At 76.4% G+C, this 24,958-nt stretch carries 20 protein-coding genes; 10 read left to right on the top strand and 10 right to left on the bottom strand.

What is annotated here, in order from left to right:
• The first annotated feature begins 82 nt into the window (after window positions 1–82).
• Window positions 83–310 (top strand): helix-turn-helix transcriptional regulator, encoded by a 228-nt coding sequence (locus tag KRAD_RS14875; RefSeq protein ID WP_012086452.1) that lies wholly within the window; start codon window positions 83–85, stop codon window positions 308–310.
• A gap of 11 nt (window positions 311–321) precedes the next feature.
• Here the strand turns inward: KRAD_RS14875 and KRAD_RS14870 are convergent, their stop codons facing one another.
• Window positions 322–852 carry a hypothetical protein gene (locus KRAD_RS14870; protein WP_012086451.1) on the bottom strand — a complete coding sequence of 177 codons (531 nt, stop codon included), beginning with the start codon at window positions 850–852 and terminating at the stop codon, window positions 322–324.
• 214 nt (window positions 853–1,066) lie between these two features.
• On the opposite strand from KRAD_RS14870, the gene KRAD_RS14865 reads away from it, so the two are divergent.
• Both KRAD_RS14865 and KRAD_RS24460 read left to right on the top strand, forming a co-directional pair.
• Complete coding sequence (locus KRAD_RS14865; protein WP_012086450.1) at window positions 1,067–1,756, top strand: LysM peptidoglycan-binding domain-containing protein; 690 nt, start codon at window positions 1,067–1,069, stop codon at window positions 1,754–1,756.
• Between the two features lie 47 nt (window positions 1,757–1,803).
• Window positions 1,804–2,346, top strand: coding sequence for an Rv3235 family protein (locus tag KRAD_RS24460; RefSeq protein WP_049821218.1), 543 nt, complete (start codon window positions 1,804–1,806; stop codon window positions 2,344–2,346).
• An 18-nt stretch (window positions 2,347–2,364) separates the two neighbouring features.
• On the opposite strand, the gene secA is transcribed toward KRAD_RS24460, so the two are convergent.
• From secA to mtrA, 9 genes are all read right to left on the bottom strand, one after another.
• Window positions 2,365–5,052: a preprotein translocase subunit SecA gene (secA, locus tag KRAD_RS14855; protein ID WP_012086448.1), complete on the bottom strand. Its 2,688-nt coding sequence runs from the start codon at window positions 5,050–5,052 to the stop codon at window positions 2,365–2,367.
• 74 nt (window positions 5,053–5,126) lie between these two features.
• Window positions 5,127–7,718 carry a putative bifunctional diguanylate cyclase/phosphodiesterase gene (locus KRAD_RS24455; RefSeq protein ID WP_012086447.1) on the bottom strand — a complete coding sequence of 864 codons (2,592 nt, stop codon included), beginning with the start codon at window positions 7,716–7,718 and terminating at the stop codon, window positions 5,127–5,129.
• Between the two features lie 47 nt (window positions 7,719–7,765).
• Window positions 7,766–9,052 carry a winged helix-turn-helix domain-containing protein gene (locus tag KRAD_RS14845; RefSeq protein WP_012086446.1) on the bottom strand — a complete coding sequence of 429 codons (1,287 nt, stop codon included), beginning with the start codon at window positions 9,050–9,052 and terminating at the stop codon, window positions 7,766–7,768.
• A complete protein-coding gene (locus KRAD_RS14840; RefSeq protein WP_012086445.1) occupies window positions 9,049–9,759 on the bottom strand; it encodes a response regulator in 711 nt (236 codons plus the stop codon). The genes KRAD_RS14845 and KRAD_RS14840 overlap by 4 nt, the downstream gene beginning before the upstream one ends.
• Window positions 9,760–9,892: 133 nt before the next feature.
• Window positions 9,893–10,663, bottom strand: coding sequence for a ribosome hibernation-promoting factor, HPF/YfiA family (hpf, locus tag KRAD_RS14835; RefSeq protein WP_012086444.1), 771 nt, complete (start codon window positions 10,661–10,663; stop codon window positions 9,893–9,895).
• A gap of 301 nt (window positions 10,664–10,964) precedes the next feature.
• Window positions 10,965–11,603 carry a ComF family protein gene (locus KRAD_RS14830; RefSeq protein ID WP_157873609.1) on the bottom strand — a complete coding sequence of 213 codons (639 nt, stop codon included), beginning with the start codon at window positions 11,601–11,603 and terminating at the stop codon, window positions 10,965–10,967.
• Window positions 11,604–11,740: 137 nt separating this feature from the next.
• Window positions 11,741–13,507, bottom strand: coding sequence for an LpqB family beta-propeller domain-containing protein (locus KRAD_RS26060; RefSeq protein WP_012086442.1), 1,767 nt, complete (start codon window positions 13,505–13,507; stop codon window positions 11,741–11,743).
• Window positions 13,504–15,123, bottom strand: a complete 1,620-nt coding sequence (gene mtrB / locus KRAD_RS14820; RefSeq protein WP_012086441.1) for an MtrAB system histidine kinase MtrB — start codon at window positions 15,121–15,123, stop codon at window positions 13,504–13,506. The genes KRAD_RS26060 and mtrB overlap by 4 nt, the downstream gene beginning before the upstream one ends.
• 10 nt (window positions 15,124–15,133) lie before the next feature.
• The gene (gene mtrA / locus KRAD_RS14815) at window positions 15,134–15,811 is read right to left on the bottom strand and encodes an MtrAB system response regulator MtrA (protein WP_012086440.1); all 678 of its coding nucleotides are present in this window, start codon (window positions 15,809–15,811) and stop codon (window positions 15,134–15,136) included.
• 253 nt (window positions 15,812–16,064) lie between these two features.
• On the opposite strand from mtrA, the gene KRAD_RS14810 reads away from it, so the two are divergent.
• The 7 genes from KRAD_RS14810 (at window position 16,065) to KRAD_RS14780 (ending at window position 24,862) form a co-directional block, all read left to right on the top strand.
• Window positions 16,065–17,060: a glycerophosphoryl diester phosphodiesterase membrane domain-containing protein gene (locus tag KRAD_RS14810; protein WP_012086439.1), complete on the top strand. Its 996-nt coding sequence runs from the start codon at window positions 16,065–16,067 to the stop codon at window positions 17,058–17,060.
• A complete protein-coding gene (locus KRAD_RS14805) occupies window positions 17,057–17,686 on the top strand; it encodes a DUF4129 domain-containing protein (protein WP_012086438.1) in 630 nt (209 codons plus the stop codon). The genes KRAD_RS14810 and KRAD_RS14805 overlap by 4 nt, the downstream gene beginning before the upstream one ends.
• Window positions 17,683–18,861 carry a DUF4350 domain-containing protein gene (locus tag KRAD_RS26430; RefSeq protein WP_012086437.1) on the top strand — a complete coding sequence of 393 codons (1,179 nt, stop codon included), beginning with the start codon at window positions 17,683–17,685 and terminating at the stop codon, window positions 18,859–18,861. Before KRAD_RS14805 ends, KRAD_RS26430 begins: the two co-directional genes overlap by 4 nt.
• Before the next feature lie 8 nt (window positions 18,862–18,869).
• Window positions 18,870–19,868, top strand: coding sequence for an AAA family ATPase (locus KRAD_RS14795; protein WP_012086436.1), 999 nt, complete (start codon window positions 18,870–18,872; stop codon window positions 19,866–19,868).
• A gap of 16 nt (window positions 19,869–19,884) precedes the next feature.
• A complete protein-coding gene (locus KRAD_RS14790; RefSeq protein WP_041293283.1) occupies window positions 19,885–21,225 on the top strand; it encodes a DUF58 domain-containing protein in 1,341 nt (446 codons plus the stop codon).
• 86 nt (window positions 21,226–21,311) lie between these two features.
• The gene (locus KRAD_RS14785) at window positions 21,312–23,048 is read left to right on the top strand and encodes an ABC transporter ATP-binding protein (protein ID WP_041293282.1); all 1,737 of its coding nucleotides are present in this window, start codon (window positions 21,312–21,314) and stop codon (window positions 23,046–23,048) included.
• A complete protein-coding gene (locus KRAD_RS14780) occupies window positions 23,045–24,862 on the top strand; it encodes an ABC transporter ATP-binding protein (RefSeq protein WP_012086433.1) in 1,818 nt (605 codons plus the stop codon). Before KRAD_RS14785 ends, KRAD_RS14780 begins: the two co-directional genes overlap by 4 nt.
• The last annotated feature ends 96 nt before the right edge of the window (window positions 24,863–24,958 follow it).

Below are 24,958 nucleotides of genomic sequence, written 5' to 3'. Positions count from 1 at the left end.
ACGGCCGATGCGCAGGACGGACGTCGTGCGAGGATGCGGGCACCGGGCAGCCCTGCCCCCGATCCAGCCCCCAGGAGCCCCCGTGCCCGCCCGATTCGTCCCGCTCGCGGACGTCGCCGAGACGCTCGCGATCTCCTCGGCCCAGGCCTACGCCCTGGTCCGGACGGGTGAACTGCGCGCCATCAAGGTCGGTGGCCGCGGGCAGTGGCGCGTCGAGGAGTCCGAGCTCGAGGACTACATCCAGCGCATGTACGCCCAGACCCGGGAGAGCGTCCTCGCCGGCGAGGACCACCTCACCGACCAGGCCTGACCACCCGGGGTTCAGCCCAGCTCGGCGACGCTGAGCAGCGCCGCGAAGGGGATCGAGACCGGCCCCTCCCCCGCGCCCCTCCCCACCTCGACGAGGACGTCGAGGTGGTCCGACCCGACCCGGCCGATCCTGCCGCGCACGTCGAGGGCGACCGCGCGCACGAGCACCGGCTCCTCCGCCCGGGCCAGGGCCCGGACGGCCATCAGCAGCGTCCGCCGCGCCGCGACCGGGCCCCACGGCGCCGCGCTGCGCGCCGGGGCGCCGCGGACCGCGCTGACCGCCGCCGCCGGCACCAGGACCTGCCGCCGGGCCCACTCCTCCTGGAGCAGGAACCAGTCCGGGCCGGCCCCGGCGAGCCGGCCGGCGACGCGGGAACCGTCGCGCAGGACGAGGACGAGGTCCCCGCCCGCCCGGACGCGGTCCACCAGCGCCACCGTGGCCTCGTCGCGCCGGATGCGGTCGAAGACCTCCTCGTCCCGCTGGAGCCGCTCAGCGTGCTCGGCCTGACCCGTCAGGTCCTCGAAGAGGTCGTCCCAGCGCACGGCTCAACGCTACGGGCCGGGCACCCTCCGTCCCCCCGTGCGTCACCCGGATTCACCCACCGTCAAGCAGCACCGCCCGATCGGGCGCATGTCCCCCGACTCGCTGGCTCTGCGCCCAGGTGATCGCTAGACATGGCGCACCAAACGACACCAAACGACACCGAAGAGCCTCCAACGGGTTCAAGAGTGCTCACCCACACGGAGGACGGTCCACGTGCGCTGCTCGCGCCACCTGCTCACGCTCGCCGTCGGACTGCTGCTGGCCGGGGTGCCCGCACTGGCCGGGGCCGGGCTGCTCGCCCTCGCCGCACCGGCGCTGGGCACCGCCCGCGCCGGGACGGCCTCCGTCCCCGACCTCCTGGTGGCCGGCTGCTCCACCGCCGGCGCGCTCCTGCTCGCCTGGCTGGCCGTCACGGTCCTGCTGGCCACCGCGGACGAGGTCCGCGCCCGCCGGCACCCGCGCCGACGGACCCGCGAACTGCCCGGGGTGCCCCGGCTCGTCCGCCGCCTCGTCGCCCTGGTCGTCGGCGTCCTGCTCGGTTCGACGGCCCTGTCCGCCGGGGCGGCCGAACGCGGAGCCGCCACCGCCGCCCCCGAGCTCGGCTGGGCGGCCAGCGCCCCGGCCGCCCCGGGCGCGGCCGCACCCGCCGCGCTGCCCGACCCGGGCTGGGCACCCCTCATCCCGACGGTCCCCCGCCCCGCGGCCCCCGACCGCACCGGCGGGTCCGAGGTCGTCGTCCACCGCGGCGACACCCTCTGGTCGCTGGCCTCGGCGCGCTGCGGCCCCGGCGCCGACCCCGGCGAGATCGCGGCCGAGCAGCAGCGCCTCCACGCCGCCAACCTCGACGTCATCGGCGAGGACCCCGACCTGCTGCTGCCCGGTCAGGTCCTGCGCCTGACCTGACTCCCCCCGCCCCTCCCCCGCACCACCCACGACCCAGGAGACCCCGCGTGACCAGCTCCACCGCCGCTCTGCTCGACGAACCCCCGGGCACGGGGCGGGTGCCGCTGCCCTACGGCCTGCCGCCCTACGTCGACGAGCGCGAGGACGCCTTCGGGCCCGAAGGACCCGTCCTGACCCACCTCGACCCCGACCAGGGGGTGCTCGAGCTCGTCCTCGTCGACCCGCGGCTGCTGCCCCCGGCGGAACTGCCCGAGGTCACGGCGTGGACGCGCCGCTACCTCGTGGTGATGCTGGAGGTCCTCGCCGGGCAGCGACCGCCCCAGCAGCTGCTGCGCTGGTCCAGCGCCGACATCTACGCCGGGGTGCAGCGCCGGACGGCCCTGCGGGCGAGGCTGCGCACCCGCACCGGCCGGACCGTGCGCCCCGCGCGCGTGGTGTCGCTGCGGGTGTCCTTCCCCCGGGACGGCGTCGCCGAGGTCGGCGGCGTGCTGCAGGACGGCGACCGCGTGCGCGCCGTCGCCCTGCGCGTCGACCGCAGCACCGACCGCTCCGGGGAGCGCTGGCGGGTCACCGCCCTCGAACTGGGGTGACCCGCCCGCCCGGTGGGGTCAGACCTCGCGCTGCTGGCGCTGGTTCGCGCGCCGCTGGGCGCGGTTGCCCGTGTCCGCGTCCGTCGCGGCGGCGTCGCCGGCGTGGACCTCGACGTCGCCCTCGGCGGTGGGCGCGGAGTACTGCAGCTGCTGGCGCACCGGCGGAGCCCCGAACCCGGGGGGCGTCGCCGCGGCCCCGGCCTGGGCGGCCGGCTGCACCTGGAGGGAGAACAGGTACCCGACAGACTCCTCCTTGATGGCCTCGGTCATGGCCCCGAACAGCTGGTACCCCTCGCGCTGGTACTCCACCAGCGGGTCGCGCTGCGCCATCGCCCGCAGGCCGATGCCCTCCTGGAGGTAGTCCATCTCGTAGAGGTGCTCGCGCCACTTGCGGTCCAGGACCGACAGCACGACGCGGCGCTCCAGGTCGCGCACGACGGTCTCGCCGAGCTCCTGCTCGCGGGCGTCGTAGCAGGCCTGGGCGTCGGCGCGCATCTCCTCCAGGAGGCGTTCCACGGTGAGGTTGCCCCGACCGCCCGCCGCCTCGACGACCTCCTCGGGGGTCACCGAGACGGGGTAGAGGCTGCGCAGCGCCTCGAACAGCTCGTCGAGGTCCCAGTCCTCGCCGAACCCCCGCGCGGTGGCCTCGGTGACGTAGGCCGTCACGACGTCGTCGATGAAGTGGCGGATCTGCAGGTGCAGGTCCTCGCCCTCGAGCACCTTGCGGCGCTCGGCGTAGATGACCTCGCGCTGGCGGTTGAGGACGTCGTCGTACTTCAGGACGTTCTTGCGGATCTCGAAGTTGCGGCCCTCGACCTGCCCCTGCGCGCTCTGGATGGCGCGCGAGACCATCTTCGACTCGATGGGGACGTCCTCCGGGATGCCCGTGCGGGTCAGGAAGGACTCGACCAGGGCCGCGTTGAACAGCCGCATGAGGTCGTCGGTCAGGGACAGGTAGAAGCGGGACTCCCCCGGGTCGCCCTGGCGCCCCGAGCGCCCCCGCAGCTGGTTGTCGATGCGGCGCGACTCGTGGCGCTCGGTGCCCAGGACGTAGAGCCCGCCCAGGTCGCGGACCTCGTCGTGCTCGGCCTTCACCGACGCCTGGGCCTGCTCCAGGACCTCCGGCCACGCGGCCTCGTAGTCCTCGGGCGTCTCGTCCGGGTCGAGGCCCTTGTCCCTCATGGCCTGCACGGCCAGGAACTCCGCGTTGCCGCCCAGGATGATGTCCGTCCCGCGGCCGGCCATGTTCGTGGCGACGGTGACGGCGCCCTTGCGGCCCGCCATCGCCACGATCGAGGCCTCGCGCTCGTGCTGCTTGGCGTTGAGGACGGTGTGCTCGACCCCGGCCTTGGTGAGCAGGGTCGAGAGGTACTCGCTCTTCTCGACGCTGGTGGTGCCGACGAGGACGGGCTGACCCGCCGCGTGGTGCTCGGCGATGTCCTCGACGACGGCGGCGAACTTGGCCTGCTCGTTCTTGTAGACGAGGTCGGGCTGGTCCACCCGCACCGCCGGGCGGTTCGTCGGGATGGGGACGACGCCCAGCTTGTACGTCTGGTGGAACTCGGCGGCCTCGGTCATGGCCGTGCCGGTCATCCCCGCCAGCTTGTCGTACATGCGGAAGAAGTTCTGCAGGGTGATCGTCGCCAGCGTCTGGTTCTCGTTCTGGATCGGCACCCCCTCCTTGGCCTCGATGGCCTGGTGCATGCCCTCGTTGTAGCGGCGGCCCGCGAGGATGCGCCCGGTGTGCTCGTCGACGATGAGGACCTCGTCGTTGGGGGACACGACGTAGTCCTTGTCCCGCTTGAAGAGCTCCTTGGCCTTGACGGCGTTGTTGAGGAACCCGATGAGCGGGGTGTTCACGCTCTCGTAGAGGTTCTCGATGCCGAGGAGGTCCTCGACCTTCTCGATGCCGGCCTCGAGGATGCCGATGGTGCGCTTCTTCTCGTCGACCTCGTAGTCGACGTCGACGGTCAGGCGGCGGGCGATCTTGGCGAACTCGCCGTACCACTTCGTCGGGGAATCCGAGGGGCCCGAGATGATCAGCGGGGTGCGGGCCTCGTCGATGAGGATGGAGTCGACCTCGTCCACGATGGCGAAGTTGTGCCCGCGCTGGACCATCTCGGCCGTGCTCCAGGCCATGTTGTCGCGCAGGTAGTCGAAGCCGAACTCGTTGTTCGTGCCGTAGGTGATGTCGGCGGCGTAGGCCTCGCGCCGCTCGTCGGGGCGCATCCGGGACAGGATGCACGCGCTGGTCAGGCCCAGGAACCGGTACACCCGGCCCATCAGCTCGCTCTGGTACTCGGCCAGGAAGTCGTTGACCGTGATGACGTGCACGCCCTTGCCCGACAGGGCGTTGAGGTAGGCCGGCAGCGTCGCGACGAGGGTCTTGCCCTCACCGGTGCGCATCTCGGCGATGTTGCCCTGGTGCAGGGCCGCACCCCCCATGAGCTGCACGTCGAAGTGGCGCTGGCCCAGCGTGCGCCGGGCGGCCTCGCGCACCACCGCGAAGGCCTCGGGGAGCAGGTCGTCGAGCGTCTCACCGGCCGCGAGGCGCTCGCGGAAGCGGACGGTCTCGCCGCGCAGCTCCTCGTCGTTCATGGCCTCGAAGTCGCTCTCGAGGGCGTTCACCTGCTCCGCGACGCGGTGCAGGCGCTTGACCACGCGGCCCTCACCGGCGCGGAGGACCTTTTCGACGATCGCTGGCACCCCTTCACTCTAGCGGCGCGACCGCGGGTGACGGTGAACGCACGGGGAGCCACCCGCCGCGACGGAGGGGCCGCTCAGCGCGAGCGGTCCAGCATCCGGCGCAGGTCGGTGGGCCGCACGCCGCTGATGGGCACCGGGACCGGGCTCCCCGGGGCGCCGGCGGGCCCCGCGGCGGGAGGGGCCGGGAGGGCCACGGCCCCCTCCCGGGCCACCCCCACCGGCCCGAACTCCCGCGCGAACAGCTCCGCGGCGCTCAGCGGGAGCCCCGGCTCCGGCCCGCCCGCCTCGGGGTGCGCCCCCGGGGCGCCGACGAGCTCGACGAGGTCCGCGAGCGCGGGGACGGCGACCCCGGGCTCGACCGGGCCCAGCTCGCCGGCGGCGAGGTCCGAGCCCAGCTCCTCCACCGAGCGCGGCGCGCCCAGCAGGACGCCCTGGCCGACGGTGCAGCCGGCCTCCTGGAGCAGCAGGACCTGCTCGGCGCGCTCCACGCCCTCCGCCACGACCCCCAGGTCGAGGGCGGCGCCCAGCTCGCACAGCGTCCGGACCGCGGCCAGCGCGTCGACGCCGTCGGGGCCGTCGATCTCGGCGACGAGGGTGCGGTCCAGCTTCACCCCGTCCACCGGCAGCTGGCGCAGCGGGGCCAGCGAGTGCCCGGCGAGGACCCCGCCGTCGGGGCGCAGGGTGGCGAAGTCGTCGAGCAGGATCCGCGCCCCGGTGGCGCGCAGCTTCCTCAGGCGGGCGACGAGGACGTCGGGGTCCTCGGCGAGCAGGTCGGCGGGGACGTCCAGGACGAGGGCCGTCGGGTCCAGCGACGCCGCGGTCAGGGCCCGGCGGACGTCGTCGGCGACCCCGCGGGTCATGACGTGCGCCGCGGAGAGGTTGACGGTGATCGACAGGTCCGGGACCTGCTCGCGCCACAGCGCGGCCTGCGCGCAGGCGGTGCGCAAGACCCACCGCCACAGCTCCTCCACCGCCGGGGAGCGCTCGGCGCCGGCGAGGAACGCACCCGGCTCCAGCAGCCCGCGGGTGCCGTGGCGCCAGCGCAGCAGGGCCTCCGCGCCCACGACCGCGCCGTCGCCGAGGCGGACGATCGGCTGGTAGACCAGCTCGAACTCCTCCCCGGTGACGGCGGAGAGCAGGTCGTGCTCGAGCCGGCGGCGCAGCCGGTCCACGTCGTGCATGTCGGCCTCGAACAGGACGACGCGACCCGTCAGCGAGCCGTCGGTCGCCTCGGCGGAGGGCGCGGGGGACCCCGTCCGCGACTCGGCCTTGGCGCGGTACATCGCGCTGTCGGCCCGGCGCAGCATCTCCGCGGCCCCCACCCCGCTCTCGGCGACGGCGATGCCGATGCTCGCGCCCACGCGGACGGTGCGGCCGTGGGTCTCCAGGGGCATCGCCACGTCGGCCTGCACCCGCGCGGCGATGCGGGCCGCGGCGCGCGCCGGCTCCACGTCGCGCACGACGAGGGCGAACTCGTCCCCGCCGAGCCGGGCGGCGAGGTCGTCCCCGCGCAGGCAGCGGCGCAGCCGGCGGGCCACCCGGGACAGGACCTCGTCGCCGGCGGCGTGGCCGAGGGAGTCGTTGACCTGCTTGAACCCGTTGAGGTCGATGAACAGCACCGCGGTGCCCACCCCGTCGGCCTCGGTGACGCGCAGCGCGACCTCGAGGTGGCGCAGCAGGGCCGCGCGGTTGGGCAGGTTGGTCAGCGGGTCCGAGGAGGCGGCCTCGACGGCGCGCACGGTGTCGGCGTGGCTGAGCGCCATGCTGGCGTGCTCGGCGAAGGCGCGCAGCACCGTCGCCCCCACCGGGTCGAGGGAGCCGCTGCCGAGGGTGTCCAGGACCAGCGCCCCCACGCTGCGGCCGTTGATGTGCACGGCCGCGGCCGCCGGGGTGCGCTCGTCGCCGACCGCCACCCCGAACCCGCCCAGGGCCGCCGTCGCGGCCAGCGCCAGCCCGGGGTCCAGCTGCGGCTCGCCGACGGCGGCGACCACGCGCATCTCCATCCGCGAGCGGGGGTCGGCCAGGACGAGGGTGACGGCGCGCCCGTCCATGAGCTCGGAGGAGCTGGCGGCGATCTGCAGCAGCAGCTCCGGCAGCGGGCGGCGGCTGGAGACCGCGCGCTGGAAGCGGACCGAGGTGGTGAGGACCTGCTCGCGCTGGCGCAGGGCCTGCTGCAGCCGGCCGCGCTCGGCGGCGCCCCGGGCCCCCTGCTGGCGGTGCCAGCGCTCGCGCTCGCGCCCGTGCCGGCTCAGGACGACCAGGCCCAGGACGCGGGCGACGAGGGCGGTGGTGGTGAGGGTGGTCCCGGGTTCGGCGGCGCCCTCGACCCGGCCCACGACCAGGTGGACCCCGGACAGGGCCGGCACCGCGACGACGGTGGCGCGGACCCGGCCCAGGCCCGGCACCGCGAAGGACCCCCCGCCGTCGCGGACGACGCGGGCCAGGCCGCGCTCGGGCAGGAACCGCTGCCCGAGGCCGACCCCGCCGTGCACGTGCGCGCCTTCGCACACCGCGACGACGTCGGCGTCGACGAGGTCGGCGACGAGGGTCGCGGCCCGGGTCAGCACGTCGCGCTCGCTGGTCCCCGCGCTCAGCTCGGTGAGCACGTGCTCGAGCAGAGCGCTGGCGTGCCCGAGCTGGTCGGGCGAGAGGGCGGCGAGGTCCACGAGTGCTGGATCGGCCCGCGGGGAGGTGATGTTGAGGCGATCGCGCGTCAGTGACCCGAACGCCGGAACGTCCCCGCCACCGCGCGGGACAGCGCGGGGGCCAGGTCGCCCCGCTCGGCGACCACCACGCCGGCCAGCCCCAGCCAGCCGGCGAGGTCGTGCAGCTCCTCGGCGAGCTCGGCGGCGGTCTCCGCCGGGGCGCCGGGTTCGGCCCAGGACGCCTCCACCCGCAGCAGTCCCGTCCCGTCCGGGGCGGGGGCGGTCCGGTCGGCCTTGAGGTCCACGCGGGCGACGACGTCCTCCCCCAGCAGGAAGGGCAGCACGTAGTAGCCGTGGACCCGGCGCTCGCGCGGCACGTAGAACTCCAGCCGGACCTCGACGCCGAACAGCTCCCGGGTGCGCTCGCGGTGCCAGACCAGGGGGTCGAAGGGGGTGAGCAGCGCGCGGGCCCGCACCCGGGGCGCGGGCGTGCCCGGGACCCGGTAGGCCGGGCGGTGCGCGGCCCAGCCCCGCACCCGGACGGGTTCGAGCTCCCCGGCCTCGACGAGTTCGGCCACCGCCGTCCGGGACCGCTGCGGGCTGAGGCGGAAGTAGTCGCGCAGGCTGGGCTCGGTGGCGACGCCGGTGGCGCGGGCCGCGATCCGGACCAGCTCGCGGACGGCGTCGGCGGGGTCGGGGACGGGGAGGGCGGCGACCGCGGCGGGCAGGACCCGCTCGGTGAGGTCGTAGAGCCGCTCGAACTGCCGGGTCCGCCCGGCTGCGGAGAGGCGGCCGGCGAAGAAGAGGTGCTCGCAGGCGCGCTTGACGTCGGACCAGTTCCAGCCCCAGTGCTCGGTGGGGCGGGTGCCCTGCGGCGTCAGGGCCGCCTCGAGCCGTCGCGCGGTGGTGGGCCCGTGCACCGCGACGTGCTCCACCACGGCCTCCAGCAGGTCGGGGCGCTCGGTGGCGATGCTGCGCACGCTGCCCCAGGCGTCGTCGGCGACGCGGTCCATCCGCCAGCGCAGCAGCCGGTGGGTGGCGGGGGCGACGTAGCTGGCCTCGTGGGCCCAGTACTCGACCAGCCGCCGCGGGCCGCGGTTCGCGGCCCGGTCCACGAGGTCGGTGGAGTAGGGACCCAGGCGGGAGAAGAAGGGCAGGTAGTGGCTGCGGCAGAGGACGTTGACGCTGTCGATCTGGACGACGCCCAGGCGGTCGAGCACCCGCGAGACCCCGGCCGCGGTGACGGTGGCGGGGCGCCGCCGGCTGAAGCCCTGCGCGGCGAGGGCGGCGCGCCGGGCCTGGCGGGCGGTGATCTCCTCCACCGCGGGCGGGACGGCCGGGCGGCCCGCCGTCACGACAGCTCCACGATCTTCTCCCGCACGGCGTAGACGACGGCCTCCATGCGCGAGTGCAGCTGGAGCTTCTCCAGGATGTTGCGGACGTGGTTCTTGACGGTGTTCTCGCTGATCCCCAGCGACCCGGCGATCTCCCGGTTGGCCATGCCGCGGGCCAGCAGGCGCAGCACGTCCAGCTCGCGCGGGGACAGCCGCGGGGCGCCGGGCAGCCCGAGGTTGCGCTCCTCGTCGCGGCGGCGCATCGCGTTGAACTCGCCCAGCAGCAGCCCGGCCATCTTGGGGGTGATGAGCGACTGCCCGGTCACCACGGCGCGGATGGCGTCGGCGACCTCCTCGGCGGGGACGTCCTTGAGCAGGTAGCCGTTGGCGCCGGCGCGGACGGCGCCGAAGAGGTCCTCCTCCTCCTCGGAGGAGGTCAGCATGATGATGCGCGTGGAGGGGGCGGCCGCCTTGATCTCGGCGCAGGCGTCGATGCCGGAGCGCCGCGGCATCCACACGTCCATGAGCACCACGTCGGGCAGGAGCTCCTCCACGCGGCGCAGAGCCTCGGCGCCGTCGGAGGCCTCGCCGACGACGTCGATGTCGTCCTCGGTGGAGAGCACCATCTGCAGCCCGCGGCGGAACAGCGAGTGGTCGTCCACGACGATCACCCGGATCGCCTCGCCCGCCCGGCCCCCGGTGCTCGCGCCGGTCGTCGCATCCGTCATCGCGTGGTCGTCCCCTCGTCGTGGCGACCGCTGCGCCCTCGACGCCGCGGCGTCCCCGATCTTGGCACGGACGGCACCGGGCGCCACCCCCTCGCGGGAGCGGCGCCCGGGCCCGGCGCTCAGCGGACGGCGGTCAGCGGACGGCGGCCGCGACGGCGGCGCCGAGCGCGTCCCCGGCGGAGCGGTGGTCCTCCGCTCCCGCCTCGTCGGTGCGGACGTCGAGGTGGATCACCCCGTAGTCCCACCCGCGACGGCGGTAGACCACGCTCGGGGCGCCGGTCGCGGCGTCCACGAAGAGGTAGAAGTCGTGGCCGACGAGCTCCATCTCGTAGAGGGCCTGGTCCAGGGTCATCGGGACGGCGTCGTGGGTCTTCTCCCGGATGACCACCGGGGAGGCGTCGGCGGCCTCGGCGTCGGCGGGTGCCGCCGTCGGCGGCTTCGAGCCGGCCATCACCGCCGGGGTCGGCACCCCGCTCGCGTCGTGGTCGGCGTGCTCGACCTGCTCGGCGAGGGGGCGGTCGGGGTCGAAGTACCCGCTCAGCGCCTCGTCGGACAACCCGGCGGTGGCCTGGTGGACCGAGGTGGGCCGGTGCCGGCCGTGGTGGACCTTGCGCCGGTCGCGGGAACGGCGCAACCGCTCGTAGAGCTTCGTGGTCGCGAGGTCCAGGGCGGCGTAGGGGTCGTCGGCGCAGGCCTCGGCCCGCACCACCGGTCCCTTGTCCCGCACCGTGATCTCGACGCGTTCGGAACTGCTCGCCTGGCGGCGGTTGTTCTCGTGGGACAGTTCGACGTCGATGCGCTGGGCGCGCGGGGCGAACTGGACGACCTTCTCCAGCTTGTCCTCGACGTGGCGCCGGAACCTCTCCTTGACGTCGGTGTGCCGTCCGGTGACCACAACTTCCACGGGATGCCTCCCTCGTTCGAACTGGCGGCACCGGCACGTGGGGCCGGCCCGCCTCGGACCGTCACCTCGTGCCGCGCACCACCCCCGCGGGGAGCGCGCGGTGAGCAGGCAGGCACCGGCAGGTTCGAGCACCCCGGGGAGCGGGCCCGACCTCGGGCACCGCCGGGGATCCACCCGACCTGACGCCGGTGAGGGCTGCCATGCACACACGCTAGACCCCGTTCCGCCCCGGTGCCCAGGTGCACGGCGTCCGGGCGCGGCGGAGCGGTGGACCCGGCGGACCGCTGCGCCCCGGGCGTGCTCACGCGAGCGTCACCGCGAGCACCCCCAGCACCGGGGCCCCGCCCGCGCGCAGGGCCCGCACGGCCTCCGCGGCCGTGGCGGTCGTCGTCACGACGTCGTCGAGGACGACGACCGGCCGCCCCGGGGCGGGCCCGCGCACCGCGAAGGCCCCGGCGAGGTTGGCCTGCCGGCCCGCGGCGTCCAGGTCGGTCTGGTCCACGACCCGGCGCACCACCCGCAGCGACCGGACCACCGCCACGTCGCGCCCCCGGCGGCGGGCGAGGGCGGCGGTGCGGGCGGCGAGGTCGGCCACCAGGTCCCCGCCGCGGGCGCGGCGGCTGGCCCGGCGGGCCGGGACGGGGACGAGGTCCACGGGCCCGTGCGGGAGGAGGTCGTGCAGCGCCGGGACCAGCGCCCCGGCCAGCCGCCCGCGCAGCTCGGCCCGGCCGCGCTCCTTGACCGCCAGCAGCAGCTGCCGGGCGGGCCCGTCGTGCGCGGCGCAGGCCCGCACCGGGGTGCCGTCGGGCAGGGCCGAGCGGGCGCCGGCGCGCAGGGCCCGCCCGCACGGGACGCAGCAGGCGGTGCCGGGGCGGGCGCAGCCGGCGCAGTCGGCCGGCCAGACGAGGTCGGCGGCGGCGAGCAGGGGTCCGGGGGTCACCGGGGCAGCCTGCCGGTCCCGCCCGGCGCCGTCCCCCGCCGTCCCCCCGCCGTCCACCGGCCTGCCCCGCGCGGCGTCCCGTGCACGCGCGGACGTCACCCCGGCGGTCCCCGCTGGTCCCGGGGGCCCGGGGCGCCTCAGCCGGGGTAGGCGGGGTCGCGGCCGGTGGCGACGGCGATCCAGTCCGCGCCGCTGCGGCTGAGCAGGCGCCCGTCGGCGGTGCCGACGACCACGTCGCGGTCGGTCCAGCCGCCCGCGACCGCCACCGCGCCGGGGACCGCAGGCAGCGGGGTGCTCGGCCCCGACACCTCGGCCAGCACCGGCACCGGGTCCGCCCCGGGGGGGCGGACGAGGACGACCAGCTCGTCCTCGACCAGCCACGCCGCGTCGAGGACCTCACCGGCCCCCGGCACCAGGTCGGCGGTCCCCACCCCCAGGCGCAGCGGCTTGCCGCCGGCGTCGCGGACGATGCCGTGGACCCGCACGTGGGCGACCCCGGCGGCGTCGCGGCCCACCACGAGCAGGCGCGCGCCGTCGCGCGAGACCCGCACGCGCTGGACCGAGCCCAGCCCCTCCGCCGGCGGGACCACCTGCGCGGCCGGTGTCTCCGGGGCCGCGGTGGGCACCACCAGGGGTGCGGCGCCCGCGGTGGCGGGGGCCGTCCACAGCCACCCGAAGCGGTCGATCGAGGGCGGCGCCAGGACGCCCTGCCCGCCCACGGCGACCTCCAGCTCCCCGCCGGGGCGCTGCACCCGCAGCGTGCGGCCCCCGTCGGTGAGGACCGCGAACGCGCTCGCGTCCGCCGCGGCCGCGGGGTGCGCGGCCGCCCCGGCGAGGTCGAGACCCGGCCCGGTGCCCGCCACCGGCCGCAACCGGTCCCCGTCGTGGCGCGAGAGCCCCTCGGGGCCCAGGGCGACCAGGCGCGGGTCGGCCACGACCGCGGAGCGGGGCACGTCCGCCCCCGCCGCGCCCGGGGCGCGGGTCAGCTCGGCCCCGTCCACGGTGACCTGCACGTCGTCGACGCCGGGCAGGCCCGAGAGGCTGGCGCGCAGCTGGGAGAGCAGCAGGCCCCGCTCGGCGGGGTCGGCGCCCAGGACGGCGTCGGAGAGGTCGACCGTCGCCGTGCCCGTCCCCGCCTCCACGGGGACGGTGCCGACGCGCAGCCCGGTGCCCGCCGGCGCCCCCGTGGACACCCCCGGCGCCAGCCACGGCGAGGGCCCCTGCAGCAGCGCGGCCACGACGCGGGTGGCGGTGGAGGAGTCGTAGCCGAACCAGCGCACGTCGCCGACCAGGCGCGGCGAGGGTCCGGCGGTGGCGAAGTAGACGGGGAAGGGGCGCAGCGTGCGCGAGGCGTCGAGCGCGGTGAGCACGACCCCGTCGGCGGGGTCGGTCACCCGCCACCGGCCTCCGACGCGGGACAGGTGCAGCGAGGAGGTGAGCGTCGTGCCGGGGGGCTCCTCGGCGTAGCGGCCCGCGGCGTCCACCCGCGCCTGCACGGCCGCGGTGACCGCCACCACGGCGGAGTCCCCGTCCTGCTGGAGCAGGGCCAGGCCGGGGTCGGCCGCGACGATGGTCGTGCCCGCGTCCGGGCGCCAGGACTGCGCCGCCGCGGGCCCCAGGAACTCCCGGGCCACCGCGTGGTCGTCCTCGGCCGAGGCCGCCGCCAGCAGGAAGCCGCGCACGACGTCGACCGCGCCCGCGTCGTCCTCCGGGCCGTCGGGGAGGACCTGCAGCAGACCGGCCCGGGGGTCCTCCTCGACGGGGGAGCCGCTGACGACGTCGCTGGAGCGCGGGACGCCGCCGCAGCCGGCCAGCAGCGCGACCGGGACCAGCGCGGGCGCCAGCACCCGGGCCAGCGCGGGCCACGCCCGCCCCCGGCGCCCGCTCGCCCGGCGCGCGCTCACGGGGACCCCGGGGCGGGGGCGCCGCGCCCGGCCGGCAGCGCCGCGACCGGTTCGCGCCAGCCCAGCGGGACCACCGGCAGCGGCGAGGACCGCAGGGCCCGCCCCGCCGTGCGCGGCACGGTCAGGACGAAGTGGCAGCCCTGCCCGGGCCGCCCCCACGCCTCCAGCCAGCCCCCGTGCAGCCGGGTGTCCTCCAGGGCGATCGCGAGCCCGAGCCCGCTGCCCCCCGTGGTGCGCGCCCGGGCCGGGTCGGCGCGCCAGAACCGGTCGAAGACCCGCGGCAGCTGCGCCGGCTCCAGCCCGACGCCGTGGTCGCGCACCCCCACGGCCACGGCGTGCTCGTCGCAGACGACGGTGATCTCGATGGGCCGGGCCTCCCCGTGCTCGATGGCGTTGCCGACGAGGTTGCGCAGGACCCGCTCGATGCGCCGGGAGTCGACCTCCGCGGTGCACGGCGAGGCCGGCTCGGACAGCAGGACCCGGCTGCCGCGGCGCTCGGCGAGGGTCGAGGTGAACTCCACGACCCGGTGCACCAGGACGCGCACGTCCTGCGGGTCCGGTTCCAGGGCCGCCGCACCGGCGTCGAAGCGGCTGATCTCCAGCAGGTCCGACAGCAGCGAGTCGAACCGCTCCAGCTGGGTCAGCATGAGCTCCGCCGAGCGCGCCACCGCGGGGTCGAACCCGCCGCGCGCGTCGTGCAGGACCTCACCGGCCATCCGGATCGTCGTCAGCGGGGTGCGCAGCTCGTGGCTGACGTCGGAGACGAAGCGGCGCTGCACCCGGGAGAGCTCCTCCAGCTGCTCGATGTGCTGCTGCATGCCCGCGGCCATCTCGTTGAAGGCGCGCGCGAGCCGGGCCAGGTCGTCGCTGCCGCGCACCCGCATGCGCTCGTCGAGGTGGCCGCCGGTGAGGCGCTCGGCGGTGCCGGCGGCCTCGCGGACCGGTTCGACGACCATCCGGGCCACGACCCAGGCCACGGCCCCCACGAGGAGCACCAGGGCGATCCCGCCGCCCACGAACGTCGTGCGCACCAGCGAGACCGTGGCCTCCTCGCTGGCCAGGGAGTAGACGAAGTACAGCTCGCAGCGCCCCGCCCGGGGCAGGGTCACGGTGGAGCCGACCACCAGCGAGGGCGCGCCCCGGCCTTCGGAGAGGTCCACGATCTGCAGCTGCTGGACGTCGGAGGAGACCACGGCCTCCCGCAGCGCCGGCGGGACGTCGTCGGCCTCCAGCCCCTCCGAGGCGATGTCGCGCACGACGACCTGCCCGTTGCCGCTGGTGTCGGAGGAGTCGCTGGCGCGCAGCAGGACCACCCCGCGCACGCGGTCGGGACCGGCCCCCTCCAGGGAGGAGACGACGTCGCCGGCGAGCTGCTCGACCTCGGCGGAGTCCGTCGTGGTGGCCGCGTCGAACTGCCGCTGGGCGGTCTGCGCGCCGCGCGCGGCGTCGGCCAGGGCGACCTCCTGCCGCTCGGTGACGAGGCCGTCGGCGATGCCGTCGAGGAGGAACGAGCCGACCCCGACGACGACGGCGAGACCCAGCAGGGTCGTCAGCACGACCACGCGCAGCTGCAGCGAGGCCCGCCAGCGGGCCAGCGCCCGCAGGACCCACCTCACGGGTGCCCGCTCACAGCGGCCCGGCGCGGTACCCCACCCCGCGGACGGTCACGACGATCTCGGGGTGCTCGGGGTCGCGCTCGATCTTCGAGCGCAGCCGCTGGACGTGGACGTTGACGAGGCGGGTGTCGGCGGCGTGGCGGTAGCCCCACACCTGCTCCAGCAGCAGCTCGCGGGTGAACGCCTGCCAGGGCTTGCGGGCGAGGGTCACCAGCAGCTCGAACTCCAGCGGCGTCAGCGGCAGCGAGCGGCCGTCGCGGCGCACCGAGTGCCCGGCGACGTCGATGGTGAGGTCGCCGATGCGCAGCGTCTCCGGGGGCCGCTCCCCCGCCGAGCGCAACCGGGCCCGGACCCGGGCGACGAGCTCCTTGGGCTTGAAGGGCTTGACGACGTAGTCGTCGGCGCCGGCCTCCAGGCCGAGGACGACGTCGACGGTGTCGCTCTTGGCCGTGAGCATGACGATGGGCACGCCGGACTCGGCGCGGATCTGACGGCACACCTCCATGCCGTCGGTCCCGGGCAGCATCAGGTCCAGCAGCACCAGGTCCGGCCGGGTGGCCCGGAAGGCACCGACCGCCTGGTCGCCGTCGGCGCAGAAGCGGGTCTCCAGGCCCTCGCCCTGCAGCACGATCCCCAGCATCTCGGCGAGCGCGGTGTCGTCGTCCACCACGAGGACGCGTCCCCTCATGGCCCCATCCTGCCCGCTGCGGCCGCGTCACCGGGTGACCACCACGCCGGGGGGAGCCTCCTCTGGCACGATGGGTCACCGGCGATCGGGTGGATCTTGGCGGTGCGGGGGCGTTCGGGCGATGGGGATGGACCAGTGGCGACGTCCGGACGAGGGTGCCCCGGACCCCGTCCCGGGACCCCCCGCGGTCCCCGGCCCGCCCGACCCCGCGGCCGGTCCGCCCGCTCCCTCCGGGTGGGGAGCCCCCGCGCCGGTGCCCCCGGGCGCCCCGCAGCCGGGCCCGCCGCGGCCCGCCGCCCCCCGCCCGGGCATCGTGCCGCTGCGGCCGCTGGGCCTGGGTGAGATCTGGGACGGCGCGTTCCGCGCGTTCCGGCAGAACCCGCGGGTGATGGTGGGGCTGTCGGCGGTGGTCGTGGTCCTCACCTCCTTCGTGACCCTGGTGGCGACCTACGCCACGACCCGCGACCTCGTCGGGGCCCTCAACCGGCTGGAGGCCGCCGGCGGCGGGGTGGAGGACCTCTTCTCCTCGCTGCAGCGCACGGTGCCGCTGCTGGTCCTCACCTCCGTGCTGCAGGCCGTGGCCGTCCTCGTCCTCAACGGGATGCTCATCGTCAGCGTCAGCCGCGCGGTGCTCGGGCGCACCATCGGCTTCGGGGAGCTGTGGCGCACCTGCCGGGGCCGGCTGCTGCCGCTGATCGGGCTGTCGCTGGTCATCACCCTGGGCACCGCCCTGGTGGGGGCGCTCGCGCTGGCCCCCGGCGTGCTGCTGGTGGTGTTCTCCGGTTCGGACCTGGTCACCGGCGCCGGGGTGGTCGCGCTGCTGCTCGGCCTGCTCGCCTGGCTGGCGGGCGGGGTGTTCCTCTGGGTGCGGTGGTCGATGGCGACCCCGGCGATGCTGCTGGAGGGGCTCGGCGTGAGGGCGGCGCTGCGCCGGTCCGCCGCCCTGGTCCGGCGCTCCTTCTGGCGCACCTTCGGGATCCTGCTGCTGACCACGATCGTCACCTACGTCGTCGTGACGGCCGTGGCGGTGCCCTTCGGCGCCGTGGGGACGGTGCTGGGCGGGGTCGACGGCGGCGACCCGGACTCGGTCTGGTTCGCGGTGTCGCAGACCACCTCGACGCTGGGCTCGATCATCGGCAGCGTCGTGGCGTACCCGTTCCTGGCCTCGGTCACGGCCCTGCTCTACGTGGACCTGCGGATGCGCCGCGAGGGTCTCGACGTGGAGCTGCACCGGGCGTCGGAGCGGTGAGCCGGCTGCTGGCGGGGGTCCCCGTGGCCCCCGACCGGGCGCGCGGGCGGGAGTGGCTGGCCCGGGAACTGGCCGGTCCGGAGTACCGCGAGGCCCAGGGGTCGTGGCTGGCGCGGGCCTGGGAGTGGTTGCAGGACTGGCTCTCCCAGGTCCGGGTGCCGGGGCTGGGGACGAGCTGGACGGGCGTCGTCGTGGTCGTGCTGCTGCTCGCCGCCGTCGTCGCGGTGGTCCTGCTGGTCGGCGGGCCCGTGCGGCGCAGCGCCCGCCAGCGCGAGCCCGGTGCGGTCTTCGACGCCGCCCCCGAACCCGCGCGCGCGCACTTCGCCCGCGCCGACGCCGCGGCGGCGGCCGGGGACTGGGACCTCGCCGTGGCCGAGCGCTTCCGCGGGCTGGTCCGCTCCCTGGAGGAGCGCACCCTCGTCGACCCCCGGCCCGGGAGCACCGCCGGTGAGCTCGCCGCGCGGGCGGCGACGTCGCTGCCCGGCTGCGCCGAGGGCCTGACCCGGGCCGCGCGCACCTTCGACGACGTCCGCTACGGCGGGCGGAGCGCCGGGGCGGGCACCGACGGCGACCTGCGCGAGGTCGTCCGCGCGGTGGCCGCGACCCGTCCCGCGGTGAGCGCGTGAGCACGGTCCTCGACGTCCCCGCCGCCGACGCGGGCGCGGCGGCGGGCTGGCGCCGCTGGCGGGGGCTGGTGGCGCTCGGGGTGGGCGTCGTGGCGGTCCTGCTGCTGCTGGCCCTGCTCGGCCCCCGCACCAGCGAGGAGGCCCTGGCCCCGGACTCGGTCGCGCCCGACGGGGCCCGGGCGGTGGCCCGGGTGCTGGCGGAGCAGGGCGTCGAGGTCACCGAGGCCCGCTCCTTCGCGGGGGCGACCCGCGCGCTGGAGGGGGCCCGCGCCCGGGGTGCGACGGTCCTGGTCACGCAGCCGGACCTGCTCTCCGCGGCGCGCCTGCGGACGCTGTCCGCCTCCGGCGCGGACCTGGTGCTGCTGCGCCCCGGCGACGCGGCGCTGGCGGCGCTGACCCCCGACGTGCGCCGGGCGGGGTCGGCCGCCGCCGGCGACCGCGCCCCCGGCTGCGAGGTCGCCGACCCCGCCGCGGCGGGCACGGCGCGCGCGGGCGGGCCGACCTACGCGGGCACCGGCGACGCGCGCACCTGCTACGGCGGCTCCTACGCGCGGGTGGAGCGCTCCGGCGCGGGCCCGCTCACCGTCCTGGGGCAGCCGGCGCTGCTGACCAACCGCTGGGCGGACCGGGAGGGCAACGGGACGCTGGCGCTGCGCACCCTCGGCGCGCAGCCGGAGCTGGTCTGGTACCTGCCCGACCCGCTGGACACCGACTCCCCCACCGTGCCGCTGCTGGACCTCGTCCCCCGCTGGTTCCTCCCCGCCGTCGCGCTGGTCCTGCTGTCCGCGGTGGTGGCGGTGCTGTGGCGGGGGCGGCGGCTGGGGCGGCTGGTGGAGGAGCCGCTGCCGGTGGTGGTGCGCGCGGCCGAGACCGTCGAGGGCCACGGCCGGCTGTACGCCAGCGCCGGGGCCTCCGGCCGCGCCGCCGACGAGCTGCGCCGGGCGACGCTGCGGCGGTTGCGGGGCTGGGTGGGCCTGGACCCGCGGGCCCCGGTGCAGGACGTCGCCGACCAGGTGGCGTGGCTGACCGGGCGCCCCGCCCCCGCCGTGCGGGAACTGCTGGCCGGGACCTCCCCGCGCGACGACCCCGCGCTGGTCCGGCTGGCCCTGGAACTGGACACCCTGGAGGACGACGTGCGTGGCACCCCGAGCCGACGATTGGACGCTGGACAGTGAGCGAGCCCGTGACCCCCGAGACCGCCCCGCCCCCGAGCGCGGCCGAGGGGCCCGAGGTGGAGGACGCCCGGCAGGCGCTGCGGGCGGTCCGCCAGGAGGTCGCCAAGGCCGTCGTCGGGCAGGACGCCGCCGTCACCGGCCTGGTCATCGCCGTCCTGTGCCGCGGCCACGTGCTGCTGGAGGGCGTGCCGGGGGTGGCCAAGACGCTGCTGGTGCGCAGCCTCTCGGCGGCGCTGGCGCTGGACACCAAGCGGGTGCAGTTCACCCCCGACCTCATGCCCGGCGACGTGACGGGCTCGCTGGTCTACGACGCGCAGACCTCGCGGTTCTCCTTCCGCGAGGGCCCGGTGTTCACGAACATCCTGCTCGCCGACGAGATCAACCGGACCCCGCCCAAGACGCAGGCGTCGCTGCTGGAGGCGATGGAGGAGAAGCAGGTCTCGGTGGAGGGCGAACCCCGCCCGCTGCCGGACCCCTTCATCGTCGCCGCCACCCAGAACCCGGTGGAGTACGAGGGCACCTACCCCCTGCCCGAGGCCCAGCTGGACCGCTTCCTGCTGAAGCTGACCCTGCCGCTGCCCCCGCGCGAGGACGAGGTGGAGGTGCTGGCCCGGCACGCGACGGGGTTCGACCCGCGCGACCTGGCCGCGGCGGGGGTGCGCGCGGTCGCCTCCCCGCAGCAGCTGGCGATCGCGTCCGCGGCCGTGCGGCGGGTGCAGTGCTCGCGGGAGGTCATCGGCTACGTCGTCGACGTGTGCCGCGCCACCCGCAGCTCGCCGTCGCTGGCGCTGGGGGTCTCCCCCCGCGGCGCCACCGCCCTGCTGGCCACGGCGCGCGCCTGGGCGTGGCTGTCGGGGCGCGACTACGTCTCCCCCGACGACGTGAAGGCGCTGGCGCGCCCGACGCTGCGCCACCGCGTGCAGCTGCGTCCCGAGGCCGAGCTGGACGGGGTGAGCGTGGACGCGGTCCTGGACTCCGTGCTCGGCTCCGTGCCCGTCCCGCGTTGACGCGCCCGTGACCGGGGTGGCGGTGACCGGGCGGGCCGTGCTGCTCGTCCTCGCGGGGCTGGTGCTGGTCGTGGCCTGGCCCGGCTGGACCTCGTTCTGGCTGTGGGCCCTGCTGAGCGCGCTGCTCGTCGCGCTCGACGTGGTCCTGGCCCCCTCCCCGCGCCGGGTGCGGGTGGAGCGGTCGCCGTTGCCGGCGGTGCGCCTGGGCGAGCCCCGCGAGACGGAGCTGCTGGTCACCAACACCGGCGGCCGGCGGGTGCGGGGGGTGCTGCGCGACGCGTGGGTCCCCTCCGCGGGGGCCCGTTCCTCCCGCCACCGCCTGGACCTGCCGGCCGGGGAGCGGCGCCGGTTCACGACCGTCCTGGTGCCGAACCGGCGCGGGGACCGCCTCAGCGACCGGGTGACGCTGCGCTGCGCCGGCCCGCTCGGCCTCGCCGCCCGGCAGCGCTCGGCGCCGGTGCCGGGGCGGCTGCGGGTCCTGCCGCCCTTCGCCTCCCGCAAGCACCTGCCCTCCCGCCTGGCCCGGCTGCGCGAGCTGGACGGGCGCAGCTCCGTGCAGCACCGCGGCCAGGGCACCGAGTTCGACTCGCTGCGCGAGTACGTCGACGGCGACGACGTCCGCTCCATCGACTGGCGGGCCAGCGCGCGCCGGCAGGCCGTGGTGGTCCGCACCTGGCGACCCGAGCGGGACCGCCGGGTGCTGCTGGTCGTCGACACCTCCCGCACCTCCGCGGCCCGGCTGGCGGGTCCCGGCGACCCCCGCGACCCGGCGGGGGCGGGGGTGCCGGCCGCGGTCGCCGTCCGCCTCGACGCCCAGATCGAGGCGGCGCTGCTGACCGCGGCGCTGGCCGCCCGCGCCGGGGACCGGGTGGACCTGGTCGCCCACGACCGGCGGGTCCGGGCGCGGGTGCGGGGCGGCACCCGCGGTGACCTGCTGCCGTCCCTGGTGGAGGCGCTGGCCCCGCTGGAGCCCTCCCTGGTGGAGGCCGACTGGGACGCCGTGGCCACCGAGGTCCGCACCACCGCCCGCCAGCGCTCGCTGGTGGTGCTGCTCACGGCCCTGGACTCCTCCGTCCTGGACTCCGGCCTGCTGGCGGTGCTGGAGCAGCTCGCCACCCGGCACACCGTCGTCCTCGCCGCGGTCGACGACCCGGCCCTGACCCGGCTGGCGCGCGGCCGCTCCGACGCCGAGGCCGTCTACACCGCCGCCGCCGCCGAGGCCGCGACGGCCGAGCGGGACCGCACGGCCCGGTTGCTGGCGCGGCTGGGGGTGGAGGTCGTGCACGCCGACCCGGAGGGCCTGGCCCCGGCGCTGGCCGACCGCTACCTCGCGCTGAAGGCGGCCGGGAGGCTGTAGGCCCGGCGGGCGCAGGGGCCGCCGGTTCGCCGCGGGCCACGGGAGGCTGATGTCGCGGACCGGGGACGGTGCTAGACCTGGACCCCGTGCTGCTCCCCCTCCTGCGAGAACACCTGCGCCCGCACCGCGGGCTGCTGATCGCCGTCGTCGTGCTGCAGGTCCTGCAGACCGCGGCGTCGCTGTACCTGCCCCGGCTCAACGCCGAGGTCATCGACCGGGGTGTGAGCACCGGCGACACCGCCTTCATCTGGCGCACCGGGGCCGTGATGCTGGGCGTGACGCTGGTGCAGGTGGTCGCCACGATCACCGCCGTGTGGTGCGGGGCGCGGGTGGCGATGGCGCTGGGCCGGGACCTGCGCGCCGCCGTCTTCACCCACGTGCTGGCCCTCTCCCGGGCGGAGGTGTCCCGCTTCGGGGCGCCCTCGCTCATCACCCGCGCCACCAACGACGTGCAGCAGGTGCAGGTGCTCGTCCTGGTGACCTGCACGGTGATCGTCTCCGCGCCCCTCCTCTGCGTCGGGGGGATCGTCATGGCGCTGCGCGAGGACGTGGGGCTGAGCTGGCTCGTCGTGGTCGCGGTGCCGGTGCTGGTCGCGGTGATGGCGCTCATCATGGTCCGCCTCGGCCCGTTGTTCGGGGTGCTGCAGGAGCGGCTGGACACCGTGAACCGGGTGCTGCGCGAGCAGCTGACCGGTCTGCGCGTGGTCCGCGGCTTCGTGCGCGAGGACGCCGAGGAGGCGCGCTTCGCGCGCGCCAACACCGACCTCACCGACGTCGCGCTGCGCGCCGGGCGGTGGTTCGCCGTCGTCTTCCCCGTGGTGGTGCTCGTGGTGAACCTCACCAGCGCGGCCGTCGTCTGGTTCGGCGCGCCCCGGGTGGAGGCCGGTGAGCTGCAGGTGGGCTCGCTCATCGCGTTCCTCAGCTACCTGGTGCAGATCCTGACCGGCGTGATGATGACGACGTTCCTGGCCGTCCTGGGGCCGCGGGCGGCGGTCTCGGCCGGCCGCATCGGCGAGGTGCTGGACCTCGAACCGGGCGTGCGGGACCCGGACGTCCCCGTCGAGGTCCCCGCCGGGGTGCCCGGGGGGCGGTCGCTGGAGTTCCGCGACGTGACCTTCCGCTACCCGGGCGCGGACCGGCCGGTGCTGGACCGCGTCAGCCTCGACGTGCGGGCGGGCCGGACGACGGCGGTCATCGGGTCGACCGGGGCGGGCAAGACGACGCTGGTGGACCTCGCGACCCGCCTGGCCGACGCGACCTCGGGCGCGGTGCTGCTGGACGGGGTCGACGTGCGCTCGGTGGCCGACGCCGACCTGCGCCGCCGGGTCGGGCTGGCGCCGCAGCGGCCGTACCTGTTCGCCGGGACGGTGGCCACGAACCTGCGCTTCGGGCGCCCCGACGCGAGCGACGAGGAGCTGTGGGCGGCGCTGCGCACGGCGCAGGCGGCCGACTTCGTGGAACGGATGGAGGGCGGTCTGGACGCCCCGATCACCCAGGGCGGCACGAACGTCTCCGGCGGGCAGCGGCAGCGGCTCTCGATCGCGCGGCTGCTCGTGCAGGCCCCGGCCGTGCACGTCTTCGACGACGCGTTCTCCGCGCTGGACACCGCGACCGACGCCCGGCTGCGCGCCGCGCTGGCCGCGGCCCGGCCCGACGCGGCGATCCTCGTGGTGGCGCAGCGGGTCTCGACCATCGTGGGCGCCGACGAGATCGTCGTGCTGGAGGCCGGGCGGGTGGTGGGCCGCGGACGGCACCGGGAGCTGCTGGCGGACTGCCCGACCTACCGGGAGATCGTGTCCAGCCAGCTGGAGGTGGCGGCGTGAGCGGGCGCGGGGGGCCGACGCGGACGGCCGGGGTGCCGCCGCAGCGGTCGGTGGACTTCCTGCCCTCGGCGAAGCGGCTGCTGCGCCGGATGGGACCGGAGGCGCCGCTGCTGGCGGTGGTGGTGGTCCTCGCCGTGGCCGGCGTCGCGCTGGCGGTCGTGGCCCCGAAGCTGCTGGGTGACGCGACCGACCACGTCGTGGACGCCGCGTTCCTCGGGCGGCCGCTGGACCGCGCCGGCCTGGAGCGCACCGTCCTGCAGGTCGTGGCGGTCGTGACCGGTTCGGCCGTGCTCGCCTTCGTCCAGGGGGTCCTGCTGAACCGGGTGGTGCAGCGCACGGTGTTCCGGCTGCGCGCCGACGTCGAGTCGACGATCCACCGGTTGCCGCTGTCGCACGTCGACGCCACCCCCCGCGGGGAGCTGCTGAGCCGGGTCACCAACGACATCGACAACGTCTCCCAGAGCCTGCAGCAGACGGTGTCGCAGGCCCTGGTGTCGGTGCTGACCGTCGTCGGGGTCGTGGCGATGATGTTCTCCATCTCGTGGCGCCTGGCGCTGGTGGCGCTGGTCGCCGTCCCGCTCACCCTCGTCGTGGTGGCGCTCATCGCCCGGCGCGCGCAGCCGCTGTTCGCGGGGCAGTGGCGCGAGACGGGGGCGCTGAACGCGCAGATCGAGGAGGCCTTCACCGGCCACGACGTCGTCACCGCGTCCGGTCGCCGCGAGGAGGTCCGGGCGCGGTTCGCGGCCAAGAACGACGAGCTGTTCGCCGCCAGCGCGGGCGCGCAGTTCCTGTCGGGCACGATCATGCCCTCGACGATGCTCATCGGGAACCTCGTCTACGTCGCCATCGCCGTGGTCGGGGCGACGATGGTGACCGGCGGGTCGATCACGATCGGCGGGGTGCAGGCGTTCGTGCAGTACTCCCGCCAGTTCACCCAGCCGCTGGCGCAGCTGGGCTCGATGGCGAACCTGCTGCAGTCGGGGGTGGCGTCCGCGGAACGGGTGTTCGAGCTCCTGGACGCACCGCGGATGTCGCCGGACCCGGCCGACGGGCCGAAGCCCTCCGGGTCCGGGCGCATCGAGTTCGAGCACGTGTCGTTCCGCTACACCCCCGACACCCCCCTCATCGAGGACCTGTCGTTCACGGCCGAACCGGGGCAGACCGTCGCCATCGTCGGGCCGACCGGGGCGGGCAAGACGACGCTGGTGAACCTGCTGCTGCGCTACTACGAGGTGACGTCGGGCCGCATCCTGCTCGACGGCGTCGACACGGCGACGATGTCGCGGGCGGAACTGCGCTCGCGCGCCGCGATCGTGCTGCAGGACACCTGGCTGTTCCAGGGGACCATCGCGGAGAACATCGCCTACGCGAGGCCGTCGGCGAGCGGGGCCGAGGTGCTGGAGGCCGCGCGGGCCGCGTCGGTGGACACCGTGGTGGCCACCCTGCCCGAGGGTTTCCAGACCGTCGTCGACGACGACGCGGGGCGCATCAGCGCCGGCGAGAAGCAGCTCATCACCATCGCCCGGGCCCACCTGGCCCGGCCCCGGGTGCTGGTGCTGGACGAGGCGACGAGCTCGGTGGACACCCGCACCGAGCGGGTGGTGCAGCGGGCGATGGCCGCGCTGCGCGCGGACCGCACGAGCCTGGTCATCGCCCACCGCCTCTCCACGATCCGCGACGCCGACCTCATCCTCGTCATGGAGTCGGGCCGGGTCGTGGAGCAGGGCCGGCACGAGGACCTGGTCGGCGCCGGTGGGCCGTACGCGCGCCTGCACGAGGCGCAGTTCGCGGGGGCGGCGACGGAGGTCGAGTGAAACCCCACGCCGACCCTCGCGGGCGGCGGGCGCGGCGGCGCGCCCGGCGTTGACAGGAGCGCCACCGCGGGCGAGGCTGTGCGCGCGCTCTGAGAG

It is taken from the genome of Kineococcus radiotolerans SRS30216 = ATCC BAA-149, assembly GCF_000017305.1.
GTDB classification, from domain to species: Bacteria; Actinomycetota; Actinomycetes; order Actinomycetales; family Kineococcaceae; genus Kineococcus; species Kineococcus radiotolerans.
This window is presented reverse-complemented; position numbering and strand designations above follow the sequence as displayed.